Raw genomic sequence first — 13,652 nt, forward strand, 5'->3', positions numbered from 1 at the left:
GCCCGGCTTCTGTCTATTTGAGCAGCTTTAATCGATAACGATCGATCATCCACAAGTGGAGGATCTGTACCGCAATCATTGCGATCAGCACTATGCCCGCCGATTTTGCAGTGTATTTTTCAGGATCATGCTCCGCAGCCCAAATGAATATACCGGCCAACACGGCGTAAAGCACCGGGGCAAAGGCCAGAGCCGGAACGCGCGGTGCCGTCCAGTTAATCCGGCCTGATAAACCCCACTGCATCGGGAGCCGCTCAAGTTCCCCAAACCGGCTGTTCGCAATCACTGCCAGCAGCACGCTTATTGCAAAACCCATTAGACCGACGGCAAGCACAGGCGTCTCCAAATCAGCCAACGATAATTGTCCACAAGGTGCCATGTCGCGACAGCATGTGGAAGCACGTGCCAAAGCTCTGCATATGAAAAAAGCCCGGATAAACCGGGCCTTCTCGACAGCCTTCCGCGATCATGCCGCGATGGCTGGAAATTTGTCGTCACGATCCGTTCGAAGAGCTTTCACTCCCCGGATCATGATTAGCCGTTTACGGCGTCCTTCAGGCCCTTGCCAGCCGAGAACTTCGGCACGTTGCGAGCCGGGATAGCAACTTCCTTGCCGGTCGACGGGTTACGGCCGGTCGAGGCAGCGCGATGCGAAACGGAGAAAACGCCGAAGCCAGGCAGACGGACTTCTTCACCAGCCTTCAGTGCGCCGGTAACAGCAGCGAGTACGGCGTCAACAGCAGTACCGGCATCAGCCTTCGTCAAACCGCCCTTTTCCGCAACTGCGGCAACCAATTCGTTCTTGTTCATTGGCATTTCCTTTCTTTATCTACCGGAACGGATAACGTGACCGGATTGGTCGGAGTTTATTCAAATCGTTTCACAAACCAAGCCTGTCAACGTGAAAAAACCCCGGAAAACCGGGGTTAAACACAGAAATGCCGGGCAATTTGCCCGGCATTTCAATTGTTGGTCCTGATAGACAGCTTCCGGCAGGACTATCGACTGAATCAGAATCGCCTGCCAGAAGTTCATTTCAGCGCGTTGCCAACAAGCAAACTCTTTCTAAGGTTTGCCGGAAAGGCCTTAATGAGCCATTGGAGCGCCAGCCTCTTCCTCGACGGAAGGGACCGGTGTCGCATTTGCGGGCTCCGTCCATTCAATCGGCTCGGGCTCGCGAACCAGAGCGTGCCTGAGCACCTCGCCCACGCGGGAGACCGGAACGATCTCAAGACTGTTCTTCACATTGTCCGGAATATCCGCCAGATCCTTGGCGTTTTCTTCCGGGATCAGAACCTTCTTGATGCCGCCGCGCAGCGCCGCGAGGAGCTTTTCCTTGAGACCGCCGATTGGCAGGACACGGCCGCGCAGCGTGACTTCGCCCGTCATCGCGATGTCCTTGCGAACCGGAATGCCGGTCAGCACGGAGACGATCGCCGTGACCATGGCGATGCCGGCGGACGGACCGTCCTTCGGCGTCGCACCTTCCGGCACGTGCACGTGAATGTCGCGCTTGTCGAACAGCGGAGGCTCGATGCCGAAGTCGATTGCCCTGCTGCGGACATAGGATGCCGCAGCCGAGATCGATTCCTTCATCACGTCGCGGAGGTTACCCGTGACGGTCATGCGGCCCTTGCCGGGCATCATGACGCCTTCGATGGTCAGCAACTCGCCGCCGACTTCCGTCCAGGCAAGGCCTGTCACGACGCCGACCTGATCCTCGCCTTCCGCCTGACCGAAGCGATACCGCTCGACACCCAGATAGTCGGAGAGGTTCTTTTCGGTGACTTTCACCGACTTCTTCTTCGACTTCAGGATTTCGGTCACGGCCTTGCGCGCCAGCGTCATCAGTTCGCGTTCGAGGCTGCGCACACCTGCTTCCCGCGTGTAAAGGCGGATAACATTGCGCAGCGCATCGTCAGTGACCGAAAACTCCTTCGGCTGCAGGGCATGATCCTTGATCGCTTTCGGCAACAGGTGCCGCTTGGCGATCTCGAGCTTTTCATCCTCGGTGTAGCCGGCAATGCGGATGACTTCCATACGATCCAGAAGCGGACCGGGAATGTTCAGCGTATTGGCCGTCGTCACGAACATGACGTTCGACAGATCGTATTCGACCTCAAGGTAGTGATCCATGAAGGTCGAGTTCTGTTCGGGGTCCAGCACCTCGAGCATGGCCGATGACGGATCGCCGCGGAAATCCTGCCCCATCTTGTCGATTTCATCGAGCAGGAAGAGCGGATTGGACTTCTTCGCCTTCTTCATCGACTGGATGACCTTGCCGGGCATCGAGCCGATATAGGTGCGGCGGTGACCGCGGATTTCAGCCTCGTCACGTACGCCGCCGAGCGACATGCGGACATATTCACGGCCTGTCGCCTTGGCTATCGACCGGGCGAGCGAGGTCTTGCCGACGCCGGGAGGTCCGACGAGGCAGAGGATCGGGCCCTTGATCTTGGTCGAGCGAGCCTGCACCGCGAGATATTCGACGATGCGTTCCTTGACCTTGTCGAGGCCGAAATGCTCGTCATCGAGCACTTCCTCGGCAAAATTCAGGTCCTGCTTGATCTTCGACTTCTTGCCCCACGGAATGGACAGCAGCCAGTCGAGATAGTTGCGCACCACCGTCGCTTCGGCAGACATCGGGCTCATGCTGCGCAGCTTCTTTAGCTCGGCCTGTGCCTTTTCGCGCGCTTCCTTGGAAAGCTTGGTCTTGTTGATGCGTTCTTCCAGTTCAGCCGCTTCATCGCGACCGTCCTCGCCATCGCCAAGCTCCTTCTGGATCGCCTTCATCTGCTCATTGAGATAATATTCGCGCTGCGTCTTCTCCATCTGGCGCTTGACGCGGCTGCGGATACGCTTCTCAACCTGCAGAACCGAAATTTCGGCTTCCATAAAGGAAAGCGCCTTCTCCAGGCGCTCGCGCACCGAAAGGATCGACAGCATTTCCTGCTTCTCGGGAATCTTGATCGCGAGATGCGAGGCAACCGTGTCGGCAAGCTTGGAATAATCGTCGATCTGGCTGGCGGCGCCCACCACTTCCGGCGAAATCTTCTTGTTCAGCTTGACGTAGTTTTCGAAGTCGGAAACGACCGAGCGGGCAAGCGCCTCGATCTCGACGGCATCCTCATCCTGCTCCGGCAGAGCCGCAGCATAGGCTTCGTGATAGTCCTCACGGTCCGTAAACCGGGAAACCTTGGCGCGAGCCGTGCCCTCGACCAGCACCTTGACGGTGCCGTCCGGCAGCTTCAAAAGCTGCAGCACATTGGCAATCGTGCCGATTTCGTAAATCGCATCCGGTGCCGGATCGTCATCGGCGGCGTTCTTCTGGGTGGCAAGCAGGATCTGCTTGTCCACGCCCATCACTTCCTCCAGCGCGCGAATGGACTTTTCGCGGCCGACAAAAAGCGGAACGATCATATGGGGGAAAACGACGATGTCACGCAACGGCAAAACGGCATAGAGCCCGTCCGCGCCGCCCGCTTCAGAGCCACCCAACGGTGTCTTCTGTTCAGTACTCGTCATAGTTCAAGTCCTTTCTCAGGTCTTTCAACCTGACTGCCACGTCCGCGCCCCCTTTCGTCATGAGGCAGGTCACGAATGTGCTTCGGTCCATACTTGGAGAGCCGGCCCCGGCAATTCAATAGCCTTTATGGGGATGGCTTTCATAGAATCGTCATCTATCCTGCGCTGTGCCGCGCATTAGTACAATATCCAGCCTGGCCTGTATCCAGATTGCTGCCCTGCAATAATGACAGGTCAAGCCTCACGCAAGCTCGGCACATGAAAAAGGCCGCTTGCGCGGCCTTTTCTGGAGCAAATGCTGCCGCTCAGGCGGAAACATTACCCTTTTCGTCCTGCCGCTCGGCATAGATATAGAGCGGACGGGCGCTGCCATCCACCACATCGCCGGAAATAACCACTTCCTGCACGCCTTCCAGCGTCGGAAGCTCGAACATCGTATCGAGCAGGATCTTTTCCATGATCGAACGCAGGCCGCGTGCACCCGTCTTGCGCTCGACCGCCTTGTTGGCAATCGCCCGCAGGGCATCGTCGTGGAAGCTCAGCTCGACATTTTCCATGTCGAACAGGCGCTGATACTGCTTCACGAGCGCGTTCTTCGGCTCGGTCAGGATCTGCACCAGTGCATCGACATCAAGGTCTTCGAGCGTCGCGATCACTGGCAGACGGCCAACGAATTCCGGAATAAGGCCGAATTTCAGAAGATCTTCCGGCTCCAGTTCCTTGAAGACGTCGCCGATGCGGCGCTCATCGACCGACTTGACGGTGGCGCCGAAGCCGATGGAAGTCTTTTCGCCGCGCGCGGAGATGATCTTGTCCAGACCGGCAAAAGCGCCGCCGCAGATGAAAAGGATATTCGTCGTGTCCACCTGCAGGAATTCCTGCTGCGGATGCTTGCGGCCACCCTGCGGCGGCACGGAAGCGACGGTGCCTTCCATGATCTTCAAAAGCGCCTGCTGGACGCCCTCGCCCGATACGTCGCGCGTGATGGACGGATTGTCCGACTTGCGGCTGATCTTGTCGACCTCGTCGATATAGACGATGCCGCGCTGTGCGCGTTCCACGTTGTAATCGGCAGCCTGAAGCAGCTTGAGGATGATGTTCTCGACATCTTCACCGACATAGCCTGCTTCCGTCAGCGTCGTCGCATCGGCCATGGTGAACGGCACATCGATGATGCGGGCGAGCGTCTGGGCAAGATAGGTCTTGCCGCAGCCCGTGGGACCCACGAGCAGAATGTTCGACTTCGCAAGCTCGATGTCGCTGTTCTTCGACTGATGGGCGAGACGCTTGTAGTGATTGTGTACCGCAACCGACAGAACGCGCTTGGCATCCTTCTGGCCGATGACGTAATCGTCAAGGACGGCCATGATTTCCTGCGGCGTGGGCACGCCCTCGCGGGACTTCACCATGGAGGACTTGTTTTCCTCGCGGATGATGTCCATGCAGAGTTCGACGCACTCGTCGCAGATGAAAACGGTCGGGCCTGCAATCAGCTTGCGCACTTCATGCTGGCTTTTGCCGCAGAACGAGCAATAGAGCGTATTCTTGGAATCGCCGCCGCTGTTGCTGACTTTGCTCATTGCAGTTTCCTTTCAATTGATCGAAACGAACCTTGGGTGTTCAGATCGATCGTTTCTTCCGGTTCGGACCCAGCACTGGAGGAGAAACGCGCCTCCCGCCGGTCACAACAGCAGCAGATACGCGCTGCCTGTAGTTTTGGGCCTGTCATCAACGGCCAGTGGATTCGTCACCGTATGGCTCCCCGACCGAAGGAGCCATCTGGCGACTTTTGCAGAAGCTGCACCGCCGAACAAATGAAAAATAAGTTCCCGGCAAAGATTCGGCATAATCTGACCAAGTTTAGCGCCCTGAACCCCAACAGATGCTTAACGCGGCGCATTAACCATCACGTAGGTGCAAGAATTGGGCCCCTTTTGTGGCAAAGGGCGCTAAAAACAGGTGCGAGCCGGAGATTCCGGCTCTTACTTCGATTCGTCCGCGCCAACGTCGCGCGCTTCGACCACCTTGTCGATGAGGCCGAATTCGAGCGCTTCCTGCGCGGTCATGAAATGGTCGCGGTCGAGCGTGCGTTCGATCGTCTCGTAATCGCGGCCCGTATGCTTGACGTAGATTTCATTCAGGCGGCGCTTCATCTTGATGATGTCCTGCGCATGGCGCTCAATGTCCGAGGCCTGCCCCTGGAAACCGCCCGATGGCTGGTGGACCATGATGCGCGCATTCGGCAGCGCATAACGCTGGCCGGTGGCGCCCGCCGTCAGGAGCAGCGAGCCCATCGAGGCGGCCTGGCCCATGCAAAGCGTGGAAACCGGCGGGCGGATGAACTGCATCGTATCATAGATCGCCATGCCAGACGTCACGACGCCGCCGGGCGAATTGATGTACATGTTGATCTCTTTCTTCGGGTTTTCCGCTTCGAGAAAGAGAAGCTGCGCGCATACCAGCATCGACATACCGTCTTCAACCGGTCCGTTCACGAAGATGATGCGTTCCTTCAAAAGGCGCGAGAAAATATCATAGGCCCGTTCGCCACGGTTGGTCTGCTCAACCACCATCGGGACGAGGTTCATGACGGTTTCGATCGGATCTCTCATTATGGGCCTCTGGATATATTTATGGCGAAGTGAATAGTTTTTGAATCGTGCGTGTTCCATACATAGGGCGTTGCGCCCCTGTTCCGCAAGTGGCGCTCTATTCCCAGTCGGACTCCGGCTTTTCAGGCCGAATGCCGCGCTTCTCGTCCAGCGTTTTGCGAGCCACTTCGGTAAGCCGCGCCTTGATGCGCACGGAGCCGTCTTCCAGATTCTCGCGCTCGACATTGCTGCCATGCTGGTAAATCCAGTCGAGAAGATGAAGCTGGAAAGGAGACAGCACCACATCGACCGCGCCGAGCGAACCCGCTATCCGGGTTTCGATCAGCGAAAGCAACCTGTCAACGCCTTCGCCGGTAATGGCGGAGAGAGGGATAGGACGCCCCTCCTCGCTGCCGGCTGCGGCAAGGCGCAAAGCAGCTTCACGCCCGCTTTCGTCAAGATTGTCGATCTTGTTCCAGATTTCGACGACGCGCTTTGGGTCTTGAGGCTCGATGCCCAGTCCCGACAGAATGCTTTCCACGTCTTCAGCCTGCGCGGCATTGTCCGGATCGGAAATGTCGCGGACGTGCAGGATCAGATCGGCTTCAACCACCTCTTCAAGCGTGGCGCGGAATGCGGCGACCAGATGGTGCGGCAGGTTCGAGATGAAACCCACCGTATCCGACAGGATGACCGTTTCGCCATGCGGAAGGCGAATGCGGCGCAATGTCGGGTCGAGCGTGGCGAAGAGCATGTCTTCTGCCAGCACCTCAGCACCTGTCATGCGATTGAAAAGCGTGGACTTTCCGGCATTGGTATAACCGACAAGCGCCACAATCGGATGCGGCACCTTGCGTCGCTTCTGGCGGTGCAGCGTGCGGGTGCGGACAACCGTTTCGAGCTCGCGCTTGATCTTCAGGATCTTTTCCTGCAGCAAGCGGCGGTCGGCCTCGATCTGTGTTTCACCCGGACCGCCGAGGAAGCCGCCGCCACCGCGCTGGCGCTCAAGGTGGGTCCAGCTTCGGACCAGACGGCCCTTCTGATAGTTCAGATGCGCCAGCTCGACCTGCAAGGCGCCTTCCTTGGTGCGCGCGCGCTCGCCGAAAATTTCAAGGATAAGCCCCGTACGGTCGATAACCTTGACGTTCCATTCCTTTTCGAGATTGCGCTGCTGCACCGGGGTCAACGCGTGATCAACGATCACGAGCCCGATGGCCTTTTCTTTCACAACCTCGGCAATCGCTTCCACCTTGCCCGTGCCCAAAAGGGTCGCGGGGCGAGGATTGGCAACAATGGCGATTTCGGCATGTTCGATATCGAGGCTGATTGCGCGGGCAAGCCCTACGGCTTCCTCAAGCCGCGCTTCATTCGAGCGCTGGAATTCGGGGCGAGCCCCGTCTTCCGCTGACGTACCCGTATTATACCGCTCCGGCAGGATGGGAACGACAACAGCCGCCCTTGTCGGTTCTGGTTCTGACAGTTCAAAGCCCTTGTCCGCATCGGCAGATGTAGGCTTCTTATCCTTGAATTTGGACAATGTTCACTCCGGGACGCGGAAACGCGCTTTATCTGCCCATGCAGATAAGTCACCGCTAAAGCTGTTTCAAATGAAAGACGCCCCGGATTGTTTAAACATGACGAACCGGACAGGCATTGCATGTCCGGCTATCATCAGCAGAAACAAAAACTGGAGCGGACAACCTAGGCTAATTCGCTCCAATGGTATTCGGAAAGCGTCAGGCTTCTTCGCCTTCGAACATCTGCACAGGCTGGCTTGGCATGATCGTCGAAATCGCATGCTTGTAGACAAGCTGCGAATGACCGTCACGACGCAGAAGCACGCAGAAATTATCGAAGGACGTCACAATGCCGGTCAGTTTCACGCCATTGATAAGGAAAATCGTCAGCGAAATCTTCTGCTTGCGTACAGAGTTCAGAAAAAGGTCTTGTAGATTTTGCGATCGTTCAGCCATTGTTTTTATTCCTTTAATCGATCAGCAGCCAGCTCGCGATGTGTTAAACGAACACGCGCATGCACATAAATCAAGCACCGGAGCGTGCAAAACCGATGCCCGACTGCAATTGCTGTGGAAAGACAACTGCTTCGCTATTCAGCTTCGGTTAACAGGATGGGAATCTTTGTGCAACCGTCAATTTCATTAGTCTCGTGCCAAATTCCAGCAGGGCTGATAATAGCGGGACTTCCAATATGACGCCGACCGCAGCATCCGGCAGGAAAACAAAGCTGCGAAGCCTCGCTGTCCCTGAGCTGTCGATCAGAAGAACTCCAGACTGACACGGAACATCTGTTCCACGTGTTTTACCGCGTCGGACGTTGCGAAAATGACGACGCGATCCTTGGGCTTGATCCGCACATCGCCGTTCGGACGGATGACCTGCCCGTCACGATAGATTGCGCCGATTCGCAGGCCTTCCGGCAAGTCGAGATCGCGCAGCGGCGCGCCGACGAGCGAGGATGTTTCCAGAGCCTCGGCTTCGATCAGTTCGGCCATGTCGCGATAAACGCTATAGACCGCACGGATGCGGCCTCGCCGGACATGCTGGAGGATCTTCGAGATCGTGACCGCCTTCGGATTTATATAGGCGTCGATCCCCACCATATGGGTGAAATCCTGATAGGCAACCGTATTGAGCAGCGCCATGTTGGACTTGCAGCCCAGCCGTTTCGCCATGATGCTCGACAGGATATTGACCTGATCCTGATTGGTGAGCGCGACCATCAGGTCGGCATCCTGAACATCTGCCTCCTGAAGCAGGTTCTGGTCGAGCGCGCTGCCGTGCAGCACCATGGTACGCTTCAACTGATCGGCAATGGCGAAGGCGCGCTCGTGCTCACTTTCGATCATCTTGACGCGCGTATGCCATTTGCGGTCCTCGATGGCCTTGGCGACATACAGGCCGATATTGCCGCCGCCTGCGATCACGATGCGGCTGGCTTCCGGCTTCTCATGCCCGAACAGACCCAATGTGCGGCGGACCTGCTCGCGCGTCGTCACGACATAGGCCAGATCGCCCGCATTCAATTCGTCTGAAGAACGGGGGATAAAGAGGCTGTCATTGCGCACCACGCCGACGACGGTTGCCGCAAGATCGGGAAACAGATCGGTCAACTGCTTCAGCGGCGTGTTGATGACCGGACATTCCTCAAGACATTCGATGGCAAGGCCGATGATCTTGTCGTCGGCAAAGCGCAGCACGTCCGTCGCACCCTGCAAGGCGATGCGCCGCAGGACCACCTCGCCCACTTCCAGCTCGGGCGAAATGATCACGTCGATCGGCAGGTTTTCGCGCAGGAAAAGATCCTGATATTCGGCCTTGAGATAAGACTGGGCACGGATGCGGGCGATCTTGGTAGGTACGTTGAAAACCGAATGCGCCACCTGACAGGCCACCATATTGACCTCGTCGGACAATGTGACGGCAATGATCATATCCGCTTCGTCGGCGCCAGCGGCAGCGAGCACGTCCGGCTGCGAACCGTGCCCGACAAATCCACGGACATCGAGCGTGTCGCGCACGATCTCGATATGGCGGGCCGATGTGTCGATAACCGAGACGTCGTTCTCCTCGGCGGCAAGCCGCTCGGCTATGCCGTATCCGACCTGCCCTGCTCCGCAAACGATTACCCGCATGACCGCTCCGTGCGCCCGAACCCTGCTTTCATCATACGCCGAGAGATTTCAGTTTGCGATGCAGCGCCGAACGCTCCATGCCAACAAACTCCGCCGTGCGCGAAATATTGCCGCCGAACCGGTTGATCTGGGCGATCAGATATTCCTTCTCGAAACGCTCGCGCGCCTCGCGCAGCGGAAGCGCCATGATGTGCTGGTCGGATTCCGTCGGCGCACGCGGCAGCGTGTCACCAATTTCAGCCGGAAGAAGATCAGCCGTCACTGGCGCTTCGGGATCGTCGCCGCGCGCCAGAATCATCAGGCGTTCGACATTGTTGCGAAGCTGGCGAAGATTGCCCGGCCAGCTATGCGCCTGCAAAACCGCCATGGCGTCGGAGCCGATCTTGCGCGGCTTGATGCCCGCCTGTTCGGCGATCTGCTTCATGAAATACTCGACAAGTGACGGAATGTCCTCGCGCCGGGCCGCAAGCGGCGGCACCTGCACCGGCACCACCGACAGACGGTGAAACAGGTCTTCGCGGAACGTGCCTTCCGCGATCATGCCTTCGAGATTCTGCGCCGTGGACGAGATGATGCGCACGTCTACTTTCACGCGCTTGGTGCCGCCCACGCGTTCAAACTGCTGGTCGACAAGCACGCGCAAAATCTTGTTCTGCGTCTCGCGCGGCATATCGGCCACTTCATCGAGATAGAGGATGCCGCCATGGGCTTCTTCCAGAGCGCCCACCTTGCGCTCACCGCCGTCCATTTCGGTGCCGAAAAGCTCGATCTCCATGCGCTCCGGCGTGATGGTCGCGGCATTGACCGTCACAAACGGCCCGTTGGCGCGGCTCGACTGCGCATGGATGGCGCGCGCGGCAAGTTCCTTGCCGGCGCCCGATGGGCCGGTAATCATGATGCGGCTATTGGTCGGCGCGACACGCTCGATGGTCTGGCGCAGCTGGTTCATCGCCAGGGACGTGCCGATAAGCTCCAGATGATCGCCGCTGCGCTTGCGCAGGTTGGAAACCTCGCGCTTCAGCTTCGAGGTTTCAAGCGCCCGTTCCGCAATAAGGATCAGACGGTCCGCCTTGAACGGCTTTTCGATGAAATCATAGGCTCCCCGACGGATTGCGGAAACGGCCGTTTCGATATTGCCGTGACCGGAAATCATCACGACCGGCAGTTCGGGGTGCTGTTTCTTGATTTCATCAAGCAGCGCAAGGCCGTCCAGACGGCTGCCCTGCAGCCATATATCCAGAAAAACCAGCCGGGGAACGCGATCGTTGATCGCGGCGAGCGCACTGTCCGCATCGAAGGCCGTGCGGGTTTCGTGGCCTTCATCGCTCAAAATGCCTGCCACGAGTTCCCGGATATCCGCTTCGTCATCAACTACAAGAATATCGGCAGCCATATCAAATCACCTGTCCAGCTATGTTCTTTTCGTCATTATCCGCATTGGTGCCAGCTTCGGCAGCAGGCGCCTGCGGAAAGACCATACGTATCATCGCGCCCCGTCCACCGTGGAAGTCCGGTGGCGCGTCATGCAATTCCAGATGCCCGCCATGATCCTCGACGATCTTGCGGACAATCGCGAGGCCAAGGCCGGTGCCTTTCTCCCGCGTCGTCATGTAAGGTTCGAGCAGCTTCTGGCGGTCGTCGCCCGGCAGGCCCTTGCCATTGTCGATCACATCGACAACCAGTTGCCCATCCGCCTGATAGGAACGGATGAGGATATGCCCGCCATCGCGATCTTCCTTGGGAAGTCCGTCAATGGCTTCGCTGGCATTCTTGATGACATTGCCGAATGCCTGCCCGATCAGGCGGCTGTCGAACGAGCCGACCAGCTTTTCTGAGCCAAAATCGTTCTGGAAACGAATATCGCTGCGGCTGACTTCGACCAGGAAGGACGCCTCGCGCAATGCCTCGCGCATGTCCATTAGTCGCATTTCCGGCTTCGGCATACGGGCAAAGGCGGAGAATTCATCGACCATGCGGCCGATATCGCCAACCTGGCGAATGATCGTATCCGTACACTGGTCGAAAACCTCGCGATCCTCGGTAATCACCTTGCCGTAGCGACGACGGATGCGTTCTGCGGAAAGCTGGATCGGCGTAAGCGGGTTCTTGATCTCATGCGCGATGCGGCGCGCGACATCCGCCCAGGCAGACGAACGCTGCGCCTGCACCAGATCGGTAATGTCGTCCACCGTCACCACATAGGAATGATCTTCGGATTCAGTATCCTCCACCGTCACCTGCACGTTGAAGGTGCGCGCCACGCCGCCGCGTGTCATGCTCACCTGTTCGCGGTGAACGGCGCGTCCTGTCGAGCGGGCGACCTCGAAAGCCTGACCGATCTCCGGGGCTATGCTGGTAAGGTTCCTGCCGACTGCATTTTCAGACGTGACGCCGAACATATGTTCCGCCGAGCGGTTCAGGATGGAAATGCAACCGTCCGTCTCGATTCCGATAACGCCCGCTGTCACGCCAGAAAGCACGGCCTCGGAGAACCGGCGGCGCTCGTCAATCTGGTCCTTGGCGGAAATCAGTTCATTACGCTGGCTCTTAAGTTCGGCGACCATGTTGTTGAAAGTACCGGACAATGCGCCAACGTCTCCATCGGAGGTGCGCACCGGAACCGAAACGTCGAGGTTACCTGCCGCCACATCGTCGGACGCACCAATCAGCAGCCGGATCGGGCGCACCAGCCGGTCGGCGACGGCAATCCCGGTCCAGATCGCCGAAAGCAGAACGATAAGCGTCAGGCCGAAATAGAGCAGCGCAAAGGCGATCTGCGTCGGGATGCGGTTGGCGTCCATTTCCTGATAGCGCTTGGTATTGGCTTCCATCAGGCGCATGGCGTCGAGGATCTGGGAATCGACAGCACGGACCGTATAGAGATAGACGTCCGGTATCTCGCGCATCTTGATGATTGCGCCGACGAAATTACTGTTGCCGGGCGGAATGATGACGGGCTTGCCATCCGGCGCCGTTTTCAGCGCATCCTCGGTCGGCGGCGGCAGGCGATCCTCGACACCGGTATCGCTTTTGACGACCACAGCGCCGTTTTCACGCACCAGAAACGCACCGAGCAGACCGCGGCCACGCGCCTGCAGCGTCATTAGTTCTATGAAAAAATTACGGTCGAGACTGTAAACGGTGCGCTGCGCGTCCAGATCCTGCAACATCGAATAGGAGGTGCTTTGCAGGTTGAGCGCAGTTTCGCGGATATATGCAGTGGTCAGGCTCTGCGATGAGTTCACGATATCGCGCGTGTTGGTATCGAACCAGCGGTCGAGACCGAGGTTGAGCGTGACCGACGCAACGATTGCAACCACGATGGCGGGCACCGCAGCGATCAGAGAAAACAGCGCCACGATGCGGACATGCAGGCGCGACGCGGCCTTTCCAAGCCGCCGGGCCATGACGATACGGTAAACTTCGCGACAAATAAGCAGAATGAGGAACAGGATCAGTGCGACATTGATGATGACCAATGCCAGCGTCACGGTCCGGTCCGGCGTGATCGGGGTAATGCCGATCAGAATTGCAAAGGAAATCGAAGCGGTAACAAGCGCCGAAATGACGGTGATAATGCCAGGCAGGGCCAGAAGCCTGCGCCCCTCGCCGCTTTGCGATGATGGTTTCTCGCCGTTCATGTTCGCCGTCAGATTCGCCGTGTTCATATTAACCATGTTACCCAATAGCGTTGCATCTATGCAACGCATTGTGGCGAAAATGCAACGTTATTCTGTGCGTTAAGCCAACCGGAACATGGGAACACCGAAGCGGCCCAAGAAAGCCGCGTCTTTGAGGCTTTCAGGACTTCAATACGATGCGATTTCGCTGCATAAGAGCGCGCCAAATCCGGATTTCCGGGCTATGCGAAACCGGGAAGGAT

General features: G+C 57.9%; 10 protein-coding genes and 1 pseudogene. All 11 read right to left on the reverse strand.

What is annotated here, in order from left to right:
- Nucleotides 1-13: 13 nt before the first annotated feature.
- The 11 genes and pseudogenes from F9K78_RS05925 to F9K78_RS05975 all read right to left on the reverse strand — a co-directional run bounded on the left by F9K78_RS05925 (nt 14) and on the right by F9K78_RS05975 (nt 13,479).
- Complete coding sequence (locus F9K78_RS05925; protein WP_144897176.1) at nt 14-355, reverse strand: hypothetical protein; 342 nt, start codon at nt 353-355, stop codon at nt 14-16.
- A gap of 179 nt (nt 356-534) precedes the next feature.
- On the reverse strand, nt 535-810 hold the full coding sequence (locus F9K78_RS05930; RefSeq protein WP_006470422.1) for an HU family DNA-binding protein: 276 nt from the start codon (nt 808-810) through the stop codon (nt 535-537).
- Between the two features lie 276 nt (nt 811-1,086).
- Nucleotides 1,087-3,525: an endopeptidase La gene (gene lon, locus F9K78_RS05935; RefSeq protein ID WP_121983126.1), complete on the reverse strand. Its 2,439-nt coding sequence runs from the start codon at nt 3,523-3,525 to the stop codon at nt 1,087-1,089.
- A gap of 305 nt (nt 3,526-3,830) precedes the next feature.
- Nucleotides 3,831-5,105: an ATP-dependent Clp protease ATP-binding subunit ClpX gene (clpX, locus tag F9K78_RS05940; protein WP_121983125.1), complete on the reverse strand. Its 1,275-nt coding sequence runs from the start codon at nt 5,103-5,105 to the stop codon at nt 3,831-3,833.
- A 402-nt stretch (nt 5,106-5,507) separates the two neighbouring features.
- Complete coding sequence (clpP, locus tag F9K78_RS05945; protein ID WP_112588234.1) at nt 5,508-6,137, reverse strand: ATP-dependent Clp endopeptidase proteolytic subunit ClpP; 630 nt, start codon at nt 6,135-6,137, stop codon at nt 5,508-5,510.
- 97 nt (nt 6,138-6,234) lie between these two features.
- A complete protein-coding gene (hflX, locus tag F9K78_RS05950) occupies nt 6,235-7,653 on the reverse strand; it encodes a GTPase HflX (protein WP_122066433.1) in 1,419 nt (472 codons plus the stop codon).
- A gap of 199 nt (nt 7,654-7,852) precedes the next feature.
- A complete protein-coding gene (hfq, locus tag F9K78_RS05955; protein WP_002964239.1) occupies nt 7,853-8,089 on the reverse strand; it encodes an RNA chaperone Hfq in 237 nt (78 codons plus the stop codon).
- A 5-nt stretch (nt 8,090-8,094) separates the two neighbouring features.
- Nucleotides 8,095-8,325 (reverse strand): annotated as a pseudogene (locus F9K78_RS22055) (hypothetical protein).
- A gap of 67 nt (nt 8,326-8,392) precedes the next feature.
- Complete coding sequence (gene trkA, locus F9K78_RS05965) at nt 8,393-9,769, reverse strand: Trk system potassium transporter TrkA (RefSeq protein WP_121983123.1); 1,377 nt, start codon at nt 9,767-9,769, stop codon at nt 8,393-8,395.
- A gap of 31 nt (nt 9,770-9,800) precedes the next feature.
- A complete protein-coding gene (gene ntrX / locus F9K78_RS05970; protein WP_121983122.1) occupies nt 9,801-11,162 on the reverse strand; it encodes a nitrogen assimilation response regulator NtrX in 1,362 nt (453 codons plus the stop codon).
- Nucleotide 11,163: 1 nt separating this feature from the next.
- Nucleotides 11,164-13,479 carry a sensor histidine kinase NtrY-like gene (locus F9K78_RS05975; protein ID WP_121983121.1) on the reverse strand — a complete coding sequence of 772 codons (2,316 nt, stop codon included), beginning with the start codon at nt 13,477-13,479 and terminating at the stop codon, nt 11,164-11,166.
- Nucleotides 13,480-13,652 lie beyond the last annotated feature (173 nt).

Origin of the sequence: Brucella pseudintermedia, from assembly GCF_008932435.1 — a bacterium.
Lineage (GTDB): Bacteria > Pseudomonadota > Alphaproteobacteria > Rhizobiales > Rhizobiaceae > Brucella > Brucella pseudintermedia.

Bases quoted from the DNA above. Each gene is read 5' to 3' on its own strand.
- F9K78_RS05930 (WP_006470422.1), bottom strand. From the start codon at position 810: ATGAACAAGAACGAATTGGTTGCCGCAGTTGCGGAAAAGGGCGGTTTG.
- lon (WP_121983126.1), bottom strand. From the start codon at position 3,525: ATGACGAGTACTGAACAGAAGACACCGTTGGGTGGCTCTGAAGCGGGC.
- clpX (WP_121983125.1), bottom strand. From the start codon at position 5,105: ATGAGCAAAGTCAGCAACAGCGGCGGCGATTCCAAGAATACGCTCTAT.
- clpP (WP_112588234.1), bottom strand. From the start codon at position 6,137: ATGAGAGATCCGATCGAAACCGTCATGAACCTCGTCCCGATGGTGGTT.
- hfq (WP_002964239.1), bottom strand. From the start codon at position 8,089: ATGGCTGAACGATCGCAAAATCTACAAGACCTTTTTCTGAACTCTGTA.
- trkA (WP_121983123.1), bottom strand. From the start codon at position 9,769: ATGCGGGTAATCGTTTGCGGAGCAGGGCAGGTCGGATACGGCATAGCC.
- ntrX (WP_121983122.1), bottom strand. From the start codon at position 11,162: ATGGCTGCCGATATTCTTGTAGTTGATGACGAAGCGGATATCCGGGAA.
- F9K78_RS05975 (WP_121983121.1), bottom strand. From the start codon at position 13,479: ATGCGTTGCATAGATGCAACGCTATTGGGTAACATGGTTAATATGAAC.